Origin of the sequence: Rhodococcus sp. IEGM 1318, assembly GCF_033142465.1 — a bacterium.
Classification (GTDB): Bacteria; Actinomycetota; Actinomycetes; order Mycobacteriales; family Mycobacteriaceae; genus Rhodococcus_F; species Rhodococcus_F qingshengii_B.
In genome coordinates this window covers 276,070-292,517 of record NZ_JAWLSC010000010.1, presented here as the reverse complement: position 1 = coordinate 292,517, position 16,448 = coordinate 276,070, and the positions used below count along the sequence as shown (strand labels likewise).

General features: G+C 61.9%; 16 protein-coding genes and 1 pseudogene. 12 read left to right on the top strand and 5 right to left on the bottom strand.

Features of this window, described 5'->3' with window-relative positions; all coding sequences use genetic code 11:
• From R4P65_RS23385 to R4P65_RS23375, 3 genes and pseudogenes are all read right to left on the bottom strand, one after another.
• A pseudogene (locus R4P65_RS23385) lies at nt 1–224 on the bottom strand (acetyl-CoA C-acyltransferase); the annotation flags it as partial.
• A complete protein-coding gene (locus tag R4P65_RS23380; RefSeq protein WP_317828303.1) occupies nt 221–883 on the bottom strand; it encodes a 3-oxoacid CoA-transferase subunit B in 663 nt (220 codons plus the stop codon). The gene R4P65_RS23380 and the pseudogene R4P65_RS23385, both read right to left, overlap by 4 nt.
• Nucleotides 880–1,647, bottom strand: coding sequence for a CoA transferase subunit A (locus R4P65_RS23375; RefSeq protein WP_230816475.1), 768 nt, complete (start codon nt 1,645–1,647; stop codon nt 880–882). The genes R4P65_RS23380 and R4P65_RS23375 overlap by 4 nt, the downstream gene beginning before the upstream one ends.
• Nucleotides 1,648–1,814: 167 nt before the next feature.
• On the opposite strand from R4P65_RS23375, the gene R4P65_RS23370 reads away from it, so the two are divergent.
• A complete protein-coding gene (locus tag R4P65_RS23370; RefSeq protein WP_230816474.1) occupies nt 1,815–2,594 on the top strand; it encodes an IclR family transcriptional regulator in 780 nt (259 codons plus the stop codon).
• Here R4P65_RS23370 and R4P65_RS23365 read toward each other — a convergent pair.
• A complete protein-coding gene (locus R4P65_RS23365) occupies nt 2,591–3,193 on the bottom strand; it encodes a helix-turn-helix domain-containing protein (RefSeq protein ID WP_411742583.1) in 603 nt (200 codons plus the stop codon). The genes R4P65_RS23370 and R4P65_RS23365 overlap by 4 nt on opposite strands.
• Before the next feature lie 112 nt (nt 3,194–3,305).
• Between R4P65_RS23365 and R4P65_RS23360 the strand changes: the two genes are divergently transcribed.
• The 9 genes from R4P65_RS23360 to R4P65_RS23320 all read left to right on the top strand — a co-directional run bounded on the left by R4P65_RS23360 (nt 3,306) and on the right by R4P65_RS23320 (nt 15,116).
• Nucleotides 3,306–4,709: an MFS transporter gene (locus tag R4P65_RS23360; RefSeq protein ID WP_317828301.1), complete on the top strand. Its 1,404-nt coding sequence runs from the start codon at nt 3,306–3,308 to the stop codon at nt 4,707–4,709.
• Between the two features lie 263 nt (nt 4,710–4,972).
• Entirely contained in the window at nt 4,973–5,953 is a 981-nt protein-coding gene (locus R4P65_RS23355; protein ID WP_317828300.1) for a linear amide C-N hydrolase, read from the top strand.
• Between the two features lie 103 nt (nt 5,954–6,056).
• A complete protein-coding gene (locus R4P65_RS23350; RefSeq protein WP_050655637.1) occupies nt 6,057–7,388 on the top strand; it encodes an MFS transporter in 1,332 nt (443 codons plus the stop codon).
• Between the two features lie 46 nt (nt 7,389–7,434).
• On the top strand, nt 7,435–8,631 hold the full coding sequence (locus R4P65_RS23345) for an anhydro-N-acetylmuramic acid kinase (RefSeq protein ID WP_317828299.1): 1,197 nt from the start codon (nt 7,435–7,437) through the stop codon (nt 8,629–8,631).
• Complete coding sequence (locus tag R4P65_RS23340) at nt 8,628–9,503, top strand: MurR/RpiR family transcriptional regulator (RefSeq protein WP_317828298.1); 876 nt, start codon at nt 8,628–8,630, stop codon at nt 9,501–9,503. Before R4P65_RS23345 ends, R4P65_RS23340 begins: the two co-directional genes overlap by 4 nt.
• Before the next feature lie 45 nt (nt 9,504–9,548).
• Complete coding sequence (murQ, locus tag R4P65_RS23335) at nt 9,549–10,466, top strand: N-acetylmuramic acid 6-phosphate etherase (protein ID WP_317828297.1); 918 nt, start codon at nt 9,549–9,551, stop codon at nt 10,464–10,466.
• A complete protein-coding gene (gene nagB, locus R4P65_RS23330) occupies nt 10,467–11,246 on the top strand; it encodes a glucosamine-6-phosphate deaminase (protein ID WP_317828296.1) in 780 nt (259 codons plus the stop codon).
• Between the two features lie 79 nt (nt 11,247–11,325).
• Nucleotides 11,326–12,735 carry an FAD-dependent oxidoreductase gene (locus tag R4P65_RS23325; RefSeq protein WP_317828295.1) on the top strand — a complete coding sequence of 470 codons (1,410 nt, stop codon included), beginning with the start codon at nt 11,326–11,328 and terminating at the stop codon, nt 12,733–12,735.
• A gap of 86 nt (nt 12,736–12,821) precedes the next feature.
• Complete coding sequence (locus tag R4P65_RS23320) at nt 12,822–15,116, top strand: serine/threonine-protein kinase (protein ID WP_317828294.1); 2,295 nt, start codon at nt 12,822–12,824, stop codon at nt 15,114–15,116.
• Nucleotides 15,117–15,144: 28 nt separating this feature from the next.
• On the opposite strand, the gene R4P65_RS23315 is transcribed toward R4P65_RS23320, so the two are convergent.
• Nucleotides 15,145–15,453: an amphi-Trp domain-containing protein gene (locus R4P65_RS23315; protein ID WP_317828293.1), complete on the bottom strand. Its 309-nt coding sequence runs from the start codon at nt 15,451–15,453 to the stop codon at nt 15,145–15,147.
• Between the two features lie 72 nt (nt 15,454–15,525).
• Here R4P65_RS23315 and R4P65_RS23310 point away from each other — a divergent pair, with 72 nt between their 5' ends.
• Together R4P65_RS23310 and R4P65_RS23305 are read left to right on the top strand one after the other, a co-directional pair.
• Entirely contained in the window at nt 15,526–15,858 is a 333-nt protein-coding gene (locus tag R4P65_RS23310; RefSeq protein WP_317828292.1) for a hypothetical protein, read from the top strand.
• A 117-nt stretch (nt 15,859–15,975) separates the two neighbouring features.
• The gene (locus R4P65_RS23305; RefSeq protein WP_317828291.1) at nt 15,976–16,419 is read left to right on the top strand and encodes a Fur family transcriptional regulator; all 444 of its coding nucleotides are present in this window, start codon (nt 15,976–15,978) and stop codon (nt 16,417–16,419) included.
• Nucleotides 16,420–16,448 lie beyond the last annotated feature (29 nt).

The following is a 16,448-nucleotide window of genomic DNA, read 5'->3' as shown; positions in this document are numbered from 1 at the left end:
GCGGCGACGGCGGCTTGGCGGGCGGGCATCTGGCCGGCGCCGGCGGTGAGGACCTGTCCCATGATGACGTAGTCGACTTGTTCGGGTGCGACTCCGGATTTGTCGAGGGCGCCTTTGATGGCGATGCCGCCGAGGTCGGACCCGGAGAGGTCTTTCAACGATCCGAGGAGTCGACCCATCGGGGTACGAGCTCCCGCAACAATCACTGTGGTCGTGTCGGTCATGCCAGTTCTACTTTCAGTTCGGTGCCGGTTGCGGCGACTACGTCTTCGACGCTGACATCGGGGGCGAGTTCACGCAAGACGAGGGGGCCTTCTTCGCTCACGTCGATGACGGCGAGGTTGGTGATGATCCGATTCACCACGCCCTGGCCGGTGAGCGGCAGGGTGCAGGCGTCGACGATCTTGGGGTTGCCGTCGCGGTCGTTGTGCTCCATGACGACGATGACGCGGCGGGCACCGTGGACGAGGTCCATCGCGCCGCCCATGCCCTTGACCATCTTGCCTGGCACCATCCAGTTGGCGAGGTCACCGGTCTTCGACACCTGCATGCCGCCGAGGACTGCGGTGTCGATGTGGCCGCCGCGGATCATCCCGAACGAGAGGGCCGAATCAAAATATGCCGCACCGGGATTGACGGTGACGGTCTCCTTGCCGGCATTGATGAGATCAGGATCGACGTTGTCTTCGGTGGGATACGGTCCCGTGCCGAGAATTCCGTTCTCCGAGTGCAGGACAACACGAACGTCCGAGCCCAGGTATCCGGGAATCAGTGTGGGAAGGCCGATTCCGAGATTGACGTACTCGCCGTCGATCATCTCTGCGGCCGCCCGTACTGCCATCTGCTGACGCGTCCAACCCGTCACTGTCACTGGTGCGGTCATCGTGATGTTCCTTCCGAAGCGCTGACGGTTCGCTTTTCGATTCGCTTGTTCTGAGGTCCGGTGTGGACAACGCGCTGAACGAAGACCCCGGGCAGATGCACTGACGCCGGATCGATTTCACCGGGCTCGACCAGGCGCTCCACCTGCGCGATGGTGATGCGACCGGCCATGGCAGCGAGAGGGTTGAAGTTCATCGCGGTCTTGTCGAACACGAGGTTGCCGTCGGTGTCACCGAGAACAGCGTGCACGAGTGCGTAGTCGGCGTTGATCGCCTCTTCCATCACGTAACGCTTGGTTCCGAAAACACGAGTCTCCTTCGGCGGCGATGCAATAGCGATCGAGCCGTCGGAGTCGTATCGCCAGGGCATTCCGCCGTCGGAGATGGGGCTACCCACTCCGGCCGGTGTGAAGAATGCGGGGATTCCGGTTCCGCCGGCGCGCAGACGCTCGGCGAGCGTGCCCTGCGGCGTCAGTTCCACTTCGAGTTCGCCGGCCAGGTATTGCCGGGCGAACTCCTTGTTCTCACCGACGTACGACGCGGTCACCCGTCGGATGCGTCCGGCGCTCAGCAAGATTCCGAGACCGTGATCGTCGACGCCGCAGTTGTTGGAGAACACCTCGAGGTCGGTTGCGCTCGTAGCTGCGATCGCGCCGATCAACACATCGGGGATGCCGCACAAACCGAATCCGCCGACTGCCAGCGTTGCGCCGTCGACGATGTCGGCGACCGCGTCCGCTGCGGACTCGTACACCTTTGCTGTCATGATCTCTCCCTGCCAGGCGTTCATTGAGTAGACACTCACTCACTTCGGTATCCAGTGAACTATCTCCAGTTCACAGGTTCAAGCAATCTCGAATATCGACAGAGAACTGATCGACTACTGACCATCTGAAGGAATTTCGTTCACTGAGTGGACGCTAGGATGAAGTCATGCCAACTCACGAGCAATCGCCGGCCATGGTCGCGCGGGTGGCGGCACTTCTGCGAGCCCTCGGCGCGTCCGAACCAACGGGCACTTCCACCACGGAATTGGGCAAGGCCACTGGCCTCGCTCGACCCACCGCACACCGACTGCTCACGTCCTTGGCTGCCGAAGGTCTGGTCGACCGTGACGCACGAACCGGTCGGTGGTCTCTCGGTCCGGAGTTGTACCTCCTGGGGGCGGCGGCCGGAAATCGGTACGACATCACCGACCGCGCTCGCGACGTCGTCGACGAACTTGCCCGGGTCACGGGGGAGAGCGCATTCCTGTCGGCACGTCGAGGCGACGAGACCGTCTGCATCCTGAGTCAGGAAGGCAGTTTTCCGCTGCGATCTCACGTGCTGCACGAGGGAAAGCGATTCCCGTTGGGAATCGCGTCGGCGGGGCTTGCCATCTTGAGCCACCTACCGGCGCGGGACGTCGACGACTATTTCGCCCGGGTGAATCTGGATTCGGAATGGGGTGAGATCCACAGTGAGACATCGATTCGAGAGCGAATCGAGTCGACGCGGGTCACCGGCTACGCCGTTAATCCAGCCCTCATCGTCGAGGGAAGCTGGGGGATGGGTGCCGCGGTGTTCGACCGCAACGGTCGCCCGGCCTGGGCGCTCAGCCTGACCGGAGTGGAAACTCGCTTCCGGCCCGCGCGTCATGCCGAGTTGGGAACGCTACTCCTCGAGCACGCTCATACACTGTCGAACCGACTGAAAACGCATGCAGTGAACTAACTTTCGGTAACCAGGCCTTGTGTAGTAGTAGTTTTTGCCTTCGTGCGCACATGCGCCTTCTCGCCTTGCGGGCCGAAAAGATGCAAGATTTCCACCACCTGTTCATCGGCAGGCCCGAACCAATGGGGTTCGGTAGTGTCGAACTCCGCGACTTCACCGGGGTGGAGGACAACCTCGTTCGCTCCCAGGATGAGACGCAGATCCCCGGCGAGGACATAGAGCCATTCGTAGCCGGCGTGGGTGACCAGCTTCGGTGGGCGCGGACCGATCACCTGCTTGAAGACCTGCACGCGGCCGGGATAGCGCGTCAGCGGAACGACGGCACTGCCGTTCCTGCGTCGGCTCGGGGTGAGGTGAACCCGGGGATCGCCTGTAGCGGGAGCACCGACGAGTTGGTCCAGCGCGACCCGGTGCGCTCGGGCAAGCGGCAACAGCATATCGAGGGTGGGACGACGCTTCCCCGATTCGAGGCGTGAGAGTGCGCTGACGGAGATGCCGGTGGCCTCGGACAGCGCCTCGAGAGTCAATCCGCGATCGCGTCGAAGCGTGCGCAGCCTCGGTCCGATATCGGTGATCAACTGCTCGAATTCAGCATCCATGCCGTCCATCTTTGCAGTTTCCGCAAAATCTCTACCGGCTTCGGACGCTGGAGAGCAACGATCCTTTCGATAGTCGAGTACGGCAGAGCACTTCGAGAGATGGAGTCCGACCATGAAACCTTCGAGCAGGATCGAACCGCAAGTGATCGGACTTGATGCAGGGAGGCGATGGGGCATCCTGGCGATCTGCTGCACGAGCCTGTTCGTCGTCGGTTTGGACACGACCATCGTCAACGTGGCCCTGCCGACGATCGGTGAGGGATTTCGCGTCGGAACCCGTGGTCTGGAATGGGTCGTCAACGCGTACACACTCGTCCTGGCGAGCTTGCTGATCTCGTCCGGCGCGGTGGCCGATCGTTTCGGCAGGAGACGAGTCTTTCAGATCGGGCTTGTCGTTTTCGGGGTGGCGTCGATTGCCTGCGCACTCGCTCCGTCCGTAGAGGTGCTGATCGCGGCGCGGATCGTCCAAGGCGTCGGCGGGTCGATGCTCAGTCCGGTTGCCTTGGCGATCGTGGTCAACGTGATGACCGACCCGAAAGAGCGGGCCAAGGCGATCGGGGTGTGGGCCGCGGTCTTCGGCCTGAGTATGGCGGCAGGGCCGATCGTCGGCGGCGTCCTCATCGAAAGTTTCGGCTGGCGATCGGTTTTCTGGATCAACGTGCCGGTGATCTTGGCCGTGCTCGCCTTGACTGCTGTGTTTGTACCGGAGTCCCGAGCGCAGCAGTCGCGACGTCTCGACCTCCCCGGTCAGTTGCTACTGGTGATTCTTGTCGGCGGGGCGGTCGCCCTTCTGATCGAGGGTCCGCGAATCGGATGGTTCTCTGCCGCGGCGACGGCCGGGTACGTGGTTGTTGCTGCAGCGTTGGCCGCATTCATCCGCGTCGAATCACGCAAGCGCGAGCCACTGATGGATCTCGCGCTCTTTCGCCGCAGACCGTTCTCGTCGGCTGTGATCGGCGCTGTCGTGGTGTTCGTAGCGTTGAACGCGACGCTACTGCTCGGCACGTTCTACTTGCAGCACTCCCGAGGTATGAGTCCAGCCCTGGCCGGCGCGATCACCCTTCCGATGGCTGTTGCGGCAACGGTCTGCGCGCCGTTGTCCGGAACACTCGTCGGACGCTTCGGCCCGCGGCTGCCGCTGCTGATCGCCGGTAGCTTCACGACGCTCGGCGGGCTGTGCCTGGTCTCGCTCGACAACAACACGGCGATTCCGATGCTGTTGGCCGCTTACCTGTTTCTCGGTATCGGATTCGGGTTCTCGAATGCCCCCATCACCAACACCGCCGTCAACGGGTTGCCGAGATCGCAGGCGGGGCTTGCCGGTGGAATAACTTCCAGTGCACGCCAATTCGGTGCTGCTCTCGGTGTGGCGCTGGCCGGTGGCATTATCGGCGGCAGTGCACCGGTAGACGTCGCACAGGCATCGAGGCTGGGATGGATCCTGGTTGCCGGATGTGGGATCGCAGTCCTGGCAATTGCACTCGTATCTCGGAATTCGGAGGAACTCCCCGGCTGATCACCCTCGCCAACCATCTCGCGTGGTCGTGTGAGCTTCACCCTGCGCGGGTGATTCCAAGCGCGTGCTCAACCGATAGAGATGGGGTGGTAAAGCTGCACTGGTGGCGGCGCTCCAGCAATCGAGCGCGGCCGCTGAACTGGCCAAGGCCGGGAAGGTCTCGCTGGACGGTGACGAATCAGTGCTGGAGACGCTGGGCGGGTTTGGACACCTTCGACCCCAGTTTCAATATCGTCACGCCCTAACGGAAGGGATAGTTATCGATGTGTACACGCTTGGTCTACTTGGGGCCCAACGACACTGTGATCACTGCTCGATCGATGGATTGGAAGGTCGACCTCGGAACAAACCTCTGGGCATTCCCGCGCGGGATGACCAGGGAGGGCTGCGCGGGTCCGAACTCGATACAGTGGACCTCGAAATACGGAAGCGTTGTCGCGACGGCCTACGACATGTGCACGACCGACGGGGTCAACGAGGCTGGGCTGTCTGCCAATCTCTTGTGGTTGGTCGAGTCCGAGTACCCGACCTACGACGGTTCGAGCCCGGGATTGTCGATCGCGGCGTGGGCACAATACGTCCTGGACAGCTTTGCGACAGTTCGGGAAGCGGTCGACGTATTGGCGTCAGAACCGTTCACTGTGGTGACCGCCGCCGTTCCCGGCGAAGACCGCCTCGCAACGCTGCACATGTCGCTCTCGGACGCTGGAGGAGACAGCGCGATCATCGAGTACGTCGGTGGGCACCCGACGATTCATCACAGCCGCGAGTACCAGGTGATGACCAATTCGCCGATCTTCGATCAGCAACTCGCCGTCAACGAGTACTGGAAGCAGATCAACGGAACCGTCATGCTGCCCGGAACCAACCGTGCCGCTGACCGATTCGCGCGGGCATCGTTCTATGTGGATGCGATACCGCAGACGGACGATCCGCGGTCGGCATTGGCATCCACCTTCAGCGTTATTCGGAATGTATCGGTGCCCCTAGGTATTTCGACTCCCGACGAGCCCAACATCTCGTCGACCCGTTGGCGCACGGTCGTCGATCACAAACGCACGCTCTATTTCTTCGAGTCGGCGATGACACCGAATACTTTCTGGGTGGACGTGGCTTCGATGGATCTCGCGGAAGGGGCGCCCGTCCGAAAGCTGGGGCTCGGTCCGAACGAGAGCACCGTCTATTCCGGTGATTCCACTGGCCGGTTCGAACAGGCGGAGGCATTCACGTTCGCGGGAGCATAGGGATTCCGCGGCCACAAAAATCCAATTATGAAACTTCTTGACATTTATGCTCTGTTCAGATGAAACTTTGTTGCATATTCGGGTTTCGTCAACGGAGGACGGCATGGGCATCACAGTGCAGACACGGAACGATGGTGCGCAGCTCAAACGGCGCAGGGCGCTCGTCGCCGGCTCCGTCGGAAATTTCATCGAGTGGTACGAGTTCGGTGTGTACGGGTTCTTCGCGACGATCATCGCGTCGAACTTCTTCAGCGCCGACGGCTCCGGCGACCTCGAAAGTCTGATCAAGACCTACGCGTCGTTTGCGCTGGCCTTCTTCTTCCGCCCAGTGGGGGCCGCGCTGTTCGGTCGACTCGGTGACCGCATCGGCCGACGCCCCACCTTGGTGATCGTTCTTCTGCTGATGTCGGGTGCGACGACGCTGATCGGTGTGCTCCCCACCTACGAGAGCGTCGGAATTCTGGCACCGCTGCTCTTGACGGTCCTTCGAATTCTGCAGGGATTGTCGGCCGGCGGTGAATTCGGCGGTGCAGTGTCGGTGATGACCGAGTTTGCTCCGCCCGGACGACGCGGGCTGTACGGCTCGTGGCAGTCGTTCACCGTCGCACTCGGACTGCTCGCCGGTGCGGGTATCGCAGCACTCCTCGCTACTGTCCTCGACTCGGGACAGCTCAGTGACTGGGGCTGGCGCATCCCGTTCCTCCTTGCGCTTCCGATGGGTCTGGTTGCCCTGTGGCTCAGGCTCCGCCTCGAAGAAACGCCGTCGTTCGAGCGTGCTCGATCAGTCCAGTCCGAACCGACAGCTGATGCAGCGGCGCCTGTAGTGCAGCCGACTGTCGGAGAGACAGCCAAGGCGATTCTGCTCGGAATCGGGCGGTTGATGGGGTGGTCTGCTGCCGGCTACACGTTCCTCGTCGTGATGCCGACTTATCTTCAGAGTTCGCTCAACGCGACTTTCCATCAGGCCCTTGTTGCTTCCGTGCTCGCCAATGCGGGCTTCGCGGTGACCATTCCGATCGCGGGTGGACTCAGCGATCGCATCGGACGACGCGCGGTCATGCTCACCGGCACCGTGATAATTCTGGTCTTGGCTCTGCCGCTGCTCAACGTCCTGCAGAACGAGCAGACGTCTCTGACAGCCAAGGGATTTGCAGTGTTTGCCGCCGGCGCCGCAGTGGGACTTGTTGCCGGACCCGGACCCGCCATGCTCTCCGAGATGTTCCCCACCTCGGTCCGGTACACCGGATTGGGACTCGCATACTCCCTGTCCAACGCGGTCTTTTCGGGCTGCGCCGGTCTGATCATCACGTGGCTGATCAAGGAAACTTCCAATCTCGACATTCCGGCCTACTTCGTGATGGCAACGTGCGCCGTCAGCGCGATCGCTTTGAGTACCTTGCGAGGAAATGCCCACAAGCGGGCACTCGTCGACTGACCGCAGCTTTTCCGAATGCCGAAACGATCCGAGTAAGGGATATTTCATGAGAGTCATCGGTCTGATGTCCGGTACTTCGTACGACGCTATCGACGCTGCCGCAGCAGATATCCGGATCGATGGGGACACTCTTGTGCTGACTCCACTGGGGATGGTCAGCGAACCATATTCCGGTGAGTTGCGGGCAGCCGTGGCTGCTGCGGTACCGCCAGCGTCCACCACTGTCGGTCAGATCTGCCAACTCGACACCGAGATCGGGCAGGCATTCGCGGCCGTGGCTGCGCGGGCGAACGCGGAACTGTGCGGCGGCAGCGCGGAATTGATCTCCTCACATGGGCAGACGATGTTCCACTGGGTCGAAGGAGCGCAAGTAAAGGGCACTCTCCAACTCGGGCAGCCGGCCTGGATAGCCGAGAAGACCGGATGCACCGTCGTGTCGGACCTGCGCTCTCGCGACGTGGCGACGGGTGGTCAGGGTGCACCATTGGTCAGCGCGTTCGACGTATTGTGGCTCAACGGAAGAACTTCGGGTTCCGTCGCGCTCAATCTGGGTGGCATCGCGAACGTCACTGCTCCGGGAGGCGTCCCGACATCGACGGCAGATGGTGCCGCAGTGTCGATTGCCTTCGACACCGGCCCGGCAAATGCGTTGATCGACGCTGCGGTAAGCGAATTCACGGCGGGGGCGCAATGGTTCGATCTCGGTGGGGCTCTGGGCGCAGCCGGCACACCGAACGTCGATCTGCTCGCACAACTACTGAGCGAACCGTATTACGCGCAGCCCGCTCCCAAGAGCACGGGCAAGGAATTGTTCCATCGGGACTATCTACTCGCCGCTCTGCGGGGCTACGAATCCTTGTCTCTGGCCGACATCGTCGCGACACTGACTGCACTGACCGCCCGGACCGTCGCCGATTCCGTAAGAGGACTGGCAGCCACCGAAGTGGTGGTGTCAGGCGGTGGTACCAAGAACCCGACGTTGATGGCGATGCTCCGTGACGAATTGGGCGACATCGCGCTTGTGTCTTCGGACGAACTCGGCGTCACCTCCGACATCAAAGAAGCATTGGCTTTCGCGGTTCTCGGCTTCCTCACCGCACACGGATTGCCCGGAAGCATTGCTTCGTGCACCGGTGCACGTCACGCCAGTGTGCTCGGATCTCTGACGCCAGGAAGCCGTGGGCTGCCTAGAATCACATCGGTGCCGTCAGCTCCGAAAACGATGCGAATCGAGGCGTTATGACTTTGGACCGGAGTGCTCCGGCGTCAGTCGACCTGCTTGCTCGTATTCGTGCATCACTGAGTAGCCTGTCGCCTGCCGAGCTGCGGATCGCCGAAATCATCGAAGCCTATCCCAGTCTGGCCTCCACCCTGACGGTCAACGATCTCGCCGAGCGAGCGTCGACAAGCACGGCAACAGTGGTCCGCACAGCCAAAAGGCTCGGCTTCGAGGGCTATCCACAGCTTCGTCTCGCGCTGGCGGCCATCAGCGGGTCCGGCGCCGGGGACACGATCCCGCTCGGTGTGGACATCGTTGCTGCCGACTCGGCCGGCGAGGTGATGGCCAAGCTCGCCGAGTTCGAATCCGAACAACTCAAGGGCACGGCGCAATTGACCGATCCTGCTGCGCTCGAAGAAGTTGTTTCCCGCATTCGATCCGCCCGCCGGGTCGAGGTGTACGGCATCGGCGCGTCAGGCATCGTCGCGCAAGACCTCACGTTGAAGCTCTCTCGCATCGACGTCAACTGCCGGGTTCATCTCGACCGAGACGCGGCCATGGTCAGCGCCAGCTTGCTCGGACCGGACGACATCGCAGTGGGGATCTCACATTCGGGTGAGACTTCGGATGTCGTCGAACCACTTGCCCTTGCCCGTCGTACCGGGGCGTCGACGGCTGCGATCACCGGTGGGGCACGATCGACGCTCGCCGTGCAGTCACACCACGTTCTACTCACTGCCGGTAGAGAATTCGGTTTCCGATCGGCTGCGATGGCAAGCCGCACCGGTCAGCTGTTGGTAGTCGACACAATTTTCGCAATGGTGGCGCATTCGCTGCCCAGCGCACTCTCTGCTCTACAACGAAGCCATGACGCCATCGCTTCGAAGCGGCACTGACGAGGAGTCGTCACTGTGAGATTTGATCTAGGAGGACTCGTCACAATGCAATTGGAAATGCTCTCCACCGAGCGACCCAACCCTCTCACCCGCGATCTCGACGTCATGTCGGTGTCGGGTCTGCTGACGGTGATGAATCAGCAGGACGCAATCGTGGCCGACGCGGTCGCGGCGGTGTTACCCGCCATCGAAGCCGCAGTCGACTTGATCGTCGCCGCTCGGGCACAAGGTGGTCGACTGATCTACCTGGGAGCGGGGACAAGTGGGCGTCTGGGAGTTCTCGACGCAGTGGAATGCCCTCCGACGTTCGGTACAGATCCGGGCGAGGTGATCGGCATCATCGCCGGTGGCCCGGGAGCGTTTTTGAACGCTGTCGAGGGGGCAGAAGACGATCCGCGGGCGGCTGGGGTCGATCTCGACGCAATCTCGTTGAACGCCACGGACGTCGTGGTGGGTCTGGCGGCCAGCGGTCGTACCCCCTACGTCATCGGGGGACTGGATCACGCCCGCGAACTCGGCGCTGCAACAGTGGCAGTCTCGTGCAACCGGAACGCGGCAATGAGTTCTCATGCCGGCGTGGCCATCGAAGTGGAGACCGGCCCCGAAATCCTCACCGGATCGACGAGGCTCAAGGCCGGAACTGCGCAGAAGATGGTGTGCAACATGCTCTCCACGGCCAGTATGGTTCGCTCCGGGAAGGCATTCCACAATCTGATGGTCGATCTTCGGCCGACCAATGCCAAACTTGTCGATCGTGCGAACCGGATCGTCGCGGCAGCCACCGGAGTCGATACCGAGATCGCTGCGGAGACCATCGACAATGCCGATGGTCATGTGAAGGCAGCGGTCGTCATGTTGTTGGCCGAATGCGACTTCGCCGAAGCAACCGAACTGTTGGACCGCGCTTCGGGTTCCGTACGCGAGGCCATCGTCGGAGCAGGCAAGAGCAGTGAGGAAGTCTGAATGGAAATCGTCATAGTTCCCAGTCCGGAAGACGGCGGGCGAATCGCTGCCGATATCGTTTGCGCCGCCATCGAAAACGGAGCGCGGATGCTCGGCCTCGCGACCGGATCGTCACCGCTGCACACGTATCGAGAGCTGATCAGGCGGCATCGAGAATCGGGAGTGTCGTTCGCGGCCGTGAGCGCGTATCTTCTCGACGAGTACGTAGGTCTCACGTCCGATCAGCCACAGTCCTACGCGCACACCATCCGCACAGAACTCGTGGATCACCTCGACATCGACAATTCGCGAGTGTTCAGCCCCGACGGCGGAGCCGCGGATCCCAGTGAAGCCGCCCGGCGCTACGACGCAGCCATTGCCGAAAACGGTCCCATCGACGTGCAGATCCTCGGAATCGGCCTCAACGGGCACATCGGTTTCAACGAGCCCTCCTCCTCGCTCGCCTCGCGCACCCGAGTGAAGACCTTGACCGAGAGAACCCGCGCCGACAACGCACGGTTCTTCGCGGACCCGGCCGACGTGCCGCATCATGTGATCACGCAAGGACTCGGAACCATCAGTGATGCACGGCATCTCGTCCTGATCGCGGATGGCGCACGCAAAGCGCCCGCGGTCCGGGCGGCGGTCGAAGGTCCGGTCTCGGCGTTCTGCCCGGCGTCAGTGCTTCAGCTGCACCCACACGTGACCGTCATCGTCGACGAGGCAGCTGCCGGTGAACTCGAACTCGCGGAGTTCTACCGCTACACAACCGAGCACAAGCCTGCTGAGCAGAGCTACTGAAAAGCGGGCTACTGAAAAGCGGGCTACTGAAAAGCGGGGGACTTGATCTCTAGCGCAGTTGAGCTCCTAGCCTCAGTGCATGATCAGTGTGAGAGCGATATCCCCGCTTGCGTCGCCCCCGGTTTTCTCACCTCCGCGCAGTGTTGCAGTCGTCGGAGCGGGGCCGGCGGGAATCCACGCTGCGAGCGCTCTCGCTGAACTGGCGCCCGGCACCAAGACAGACGTGTTCGAGCGTCTACCCACGCCGTACGGACTGGTGCGTTACGGTCTCGCGCCAGGGCACCCCGAGTCCGAGAAGTTCGTCCATTCTCTGCACACCGCGCTCGGCGCCAGTGTCTTCCGGCTGTTCTGCAACGTAGAGATCGGAAAGGACCTTTCCGTCGAGGCACTAGTTTCTTCCTACGACGCCGTGATCATTGCAACCGGCGCGCCAAAGGATGTGCCACTCGACATTCCCGGCGTCGACCTTCCAGGCTCTTTCGGTGGCGCCGATTTTGTCGGTTGGTACAACGATCACCCGGACAGTTCGCCGCGGTGGCCGCTGAACGCCGAATCGGTCGCCGTGATCGGGGGTGGCAACGTCGCACTCGACGTCGCGCGCATGCTCCTCTCCGAGGCTCAATCGCTACAGTCCACGGACGTATCCGCCGAAGTTCAGAAAGGTATCGCCGAAAGCTTCGTTCGAGAGGTGCACATCTTCGTCCGGCGCGGACCCGCCGACGCTCGATTCTCCCCGAACGAGTTGCGCGCTCTCGGTGAACTGCCCGGTGTCGATGTTGTCGTCGACGCTGCCGATGTCGCACCGGATCGGCATATCGAGCGAGTGACCAAACAGTTGGTGCATACCCGACTGGCTGTCGAGACGCTCCGAACTTTCGCGGGCGCTGCTTCTACCGACCGAATCGCCCAGCGCCGGGTTCACCTGCACTTTTACCGACAGCCGGTGGAGATTCTCGGTAACGGGAAAGTCGAAGCACTGCGCGTCGAGCGCACAGATCCTGACGGCTACGGTCACATCACCTCTTCGGGGGCCTGTACCGACTATCCGGTTCAAGCTGTGTACCGGGCAATCGGATTTCGCGGCACTCCGCTTGCCGGGGTGCCATTCGATCACGGACGCGGCACGGTTCCGCACCGGAGCGGTGCGGTGGTCGACGAGAGCGGTCTTCCCGTCACCGGCCTGTTCGTGACCGGATGGATGAAGCGAGGTGCCGTCGGGCTGATCGGTGCGGCGCGTCCCGATGCTCGCCAAACCGTCGAAACTATGCTGCGGCAGCTGGATTCGAATGTCGAACGTCGATCGGACCGCAGCCGGATCGCTGCATTACTCGCGGCCGGAAAATTGCTGCCCGTCGATTGGGACGGATGGCTTCGCATCGATGCCGCCGAACGTGACCTCGGTGCGGGGCTCGGGCGTGATCGCGTCAAGATCAAAGATCGCGAAGACCTTGTCCGCATCGGCGCGAAGCTGCCCGTTCACCCCGCATAGATTCGCTGGGGTCTGGGGTACTACCGGGGTTACGCTGAAGTGAGTCACCTCGATTCATCGTGCTCGAGGTGCGGAGCAGAAGTGTCATGAATGAACGTGGTGCGCAGGCCAGTGACGCGACAGTCGCGAGCGGGCCCCTGACCGAACGGGGCACCGTTACCGAGTTGCGCCCGTCCGCACTGCCAGTGGGGCATGACGGGCGCAACGGTGCCGACGGGCTCGGGCGCCTGGTCGGAGACTGGGAGGCGGGAACCCCGTCCGAGCTGAGCGACTATCTGCCCGATCCAGCCAAGATTCGCCGGGCCGCGCTGATCGAACTGGTCGGAATCGACATGGAGTACCGCTGGCTGAAAAGTGATCGCCTGAAGCGGCTCACCGAATATTGCGCCGAGTATCCGGAATTACTCGAAGAACCACTACCGGCCGAGCTGCTGTACGAGGAGTTCCGGCTACGGAAGCAGAGCGGCGAGGACGTCGTGGCGGCCGAGTACGTCACCGAGTTCCCTTTGCAGGCAGAGAGTTTCGAGCAGATGTTCGACCGCGATTCGATGGCCGGTCGCGAAGAGGTCATGATGTTGGGTCTCTCGGGTTTCGACGAGTTCGAAATCGGGCAGCACCTGGACGATTTCGAACTCGTATTGGAACTCGGGCACGGCGCATTTGCCCGAGTGTTCCTCGCCCGACAACTGTCGATGCAGCGGTGGGTTGCGTTGAAGATCTCACGCAACGTCGGAGTCGAGCCGCAGACCCTCGCCCAGCTCGACCATCCCAACATCGTCCGCGTCTTCGATCAGCGACTGCTCGAGGAACGCGCACTGCGAGTCCTGTTCATGGAATACATGCCAGGTGGGACTCTGCTCGACGTGGTCAAACTTGTGCGTGTGACACCGCAGGCCCAGCGGTCCGGACAACTTCTTCTCGACGCCATCGATCAAACTCTGGCGAAGAAGGGCGAGATGAAGCCGAGCGAGACGAGCTTGCGGAGCGAGATCGCTGCGATGTCGTGGCCGGAGACCGTGGCCTGGATGGGAATGAGACTGGCCGACGCCCTGGAGTACGCACGTGAACACGGCGTTCTGCATCGGGACATCAAGCCGGCGAACGTACTGCTCAGTGTCGAAGGAATCCCCAAACTCGCCGACTTCAATGTCAGCTCGAGCGAGGAGGTCTCGACCGAGGACGCAGCTTGTTTTGTCGGAGGCTCGCTTGCCTACATGTCTCCGGAGCAGTTGGAGGCCTGTGCCGTCGGGGTGCCCGGCACCCTCGACACCCGCAGCGACATCTATGCACTGGGCGTGATGCTCTGGGAACTCCTCACCGGGAGTAGGCCTTTCACAGACGACGGAACGGGGGAGAACCCACCGTCGCCCAAGAAGGCGCTCGAGGCCCGCCGGCGCGGAGTGGATCCCGCGGACGAGGCCCGGTTGCCGGACGACTGTCCGCCGGCGTTGCGTCGAGTTCTGGTGAAGTCTCTCGCGCCGGAGAGAGACGGAAGGTGGTCTGGCGGCCGAAAGCTGGCCCGTCAGTTCGCTCTGTGTCTGGACCGGTCTGCCCGCAATCTGGTGGACCCACCGGAAGGGAGCCCGCGTTCGACGTTGTGGAAATGGGCACTGCCGATTCTGCTGGCCGCGATCGGAATTCCGAATCTCCTGGCGGCGGGCTACAACTACTACTACAACAAGATGTTGATTATCTCGGGGCTCTCGCCGCAGGCTCAGCAGCATCTCGAGCAGGTTCATCTGGTCATCGGGGTGGCCGCGTTCTCCCTCGGCGCCGCAGCGGTCCTGTATTGGTGTCGGCTCGCGCTCACCGTGCCTCACGGACTGCGTAACGGTCAGACGTACAGCGCGGAGGTCTTGAACAAGGCGCGTACCGCTACGTTGAACGTCGGACACCGCGCAGTGGTGATCGCTTTCGGTCTGTGGGTCCTGGCCGGTATCGCATATCCAGTTGCGTTGCAGATTGCGGCCGGCGGTATTCCGCAGCGAGCCTACGTGCACCTGATGTCGTCGCTGGCCGTGTGCGGAGCCGTCGCAGTCGCCTATCCGTTCTTCATCCTGACCTTCTACTCGGTTCGATGTCTGTATCCGATCTTGTTGTCACACGGCGAGTTACGAAGCGACGACGGCCGCGATATACGTTCACTGGGTCGAAGCAGCACGAGGTACCTCGCGGTGGCGGCGTCGGTTCCCCTGGTGGGAATCGCGGGGCTCAGTTTTGTCGGTTCTGGTGCCGGTGAGGAACTCAACGCAACCGTCCGTGCGCTGTGTTTGGGCGGGATCGCCGGATTCATCGTTGTCTACCAACTGTTTCGACGAATCGAAAGGGATCTCCGAGCTCTGCTGCGCGTAGTGTCTCTCGAGGTGTCGGCGTCTCCTTAATTGCCCGACAACCGTGTTCGAGTTCGACCTATTTGGCAGTGCTCTTGCGTGGTCGGCTGCGACGAACTGCTTTGGCAAGAGGCGGAGACTTCTCTTCCGCTTCTTCCTGAGGGTCGTCGCGCCAGTGGATCTCGATTTCTATCTCGACTTCATTGCCGTCGACTTCGATCTCGAGTTCCCACCGAACCTGTTCCGGAACACTGATTTCGATCGAGTCCCCGCCCGATCCCAGTTCCACTTCCGATCCACTGGCGAGTGCTTGGCCGAGGGCGATGAGTCGGTCGGCGACTTCCTGCCGCGAGAGTTCTGACTTCCTCTTGATCTCCAATTTGGGCACGATCACTCCTGACCTCGGCGGATTCTCCCTTCACGGTAGTTGGAACAAACGGAAGATTGTTACCTTTTGACGATGTCGACCCGCTACCACGTCACCTCCGTCTTGAACCGTGCGTCGATCCAGCGGTACGGATTGGACTGGCGCCGAATGGGCGCAGCTCGCGGAATAGCAGGAAGTCTACGAGCAGAGCAGGAGGGATGCTTCCTCGCCGGTGACGAGGGCGAACGGGACTGGTTTGTCAGAATGAACAACACCGGCGGCCCGGTTGACGTATGGGAAGTCCACGGTATCGACGCTGCATCTCTTGTTCAGTCGCCGGAGGGGCACTACTACTTCCCTGGCGTCATCGCGGCCGCTGAACTGCGACTGGCACAACAAGACTTACCCCCAATTCATCTCCCATGATTCCCAGGCCCGTTCGTCCTGTTCGGAGCACAGACGAATCGGTCGGTAAATCCGTGTAGACGAGGATTTTTCGCGAAAGTCTGGGTTCAGTCCAGAAGATTGCGCAATAGTGGAAAGGTGCCTTCGACGCCGGATTACGCAGCCCGACTGCGTAACGCTGAGCTTCGCGTGACTCGTCCTAGAGTCACGGTGCTCGAGGTTGTGCATGCACGCCCACATGCAGCCACCGAGACGATTTTCGATGCTGTGCGGGCAGTTCTGCCGGCGGTGTCACGGCAGGCGGTCTACGACGTGTTGCACGCTCTCACCGACGCCGGATTGATACGGCGGATACAACCATCCGGATCGGTGGCGCTGTACGAGTCTCGCGTCGGTGACAACCACCATCACGTGGTCTGCAGGTCGTGTGGCGTCGTCGAGGACGTCGACTGTGCCGTAGGCGAAGCGCCGTGTTTGACGCCGTCGGCGCACAACGGCTTCGTGCTCGACGAAGCCGAGGTCATTTATTGGGGCCTGTGTGCCGACTGTTCGACAACTCAGAGTTTGCGATCACACCCGTGATCGAAGTCTGTTCTACTCGCTCATGGAGG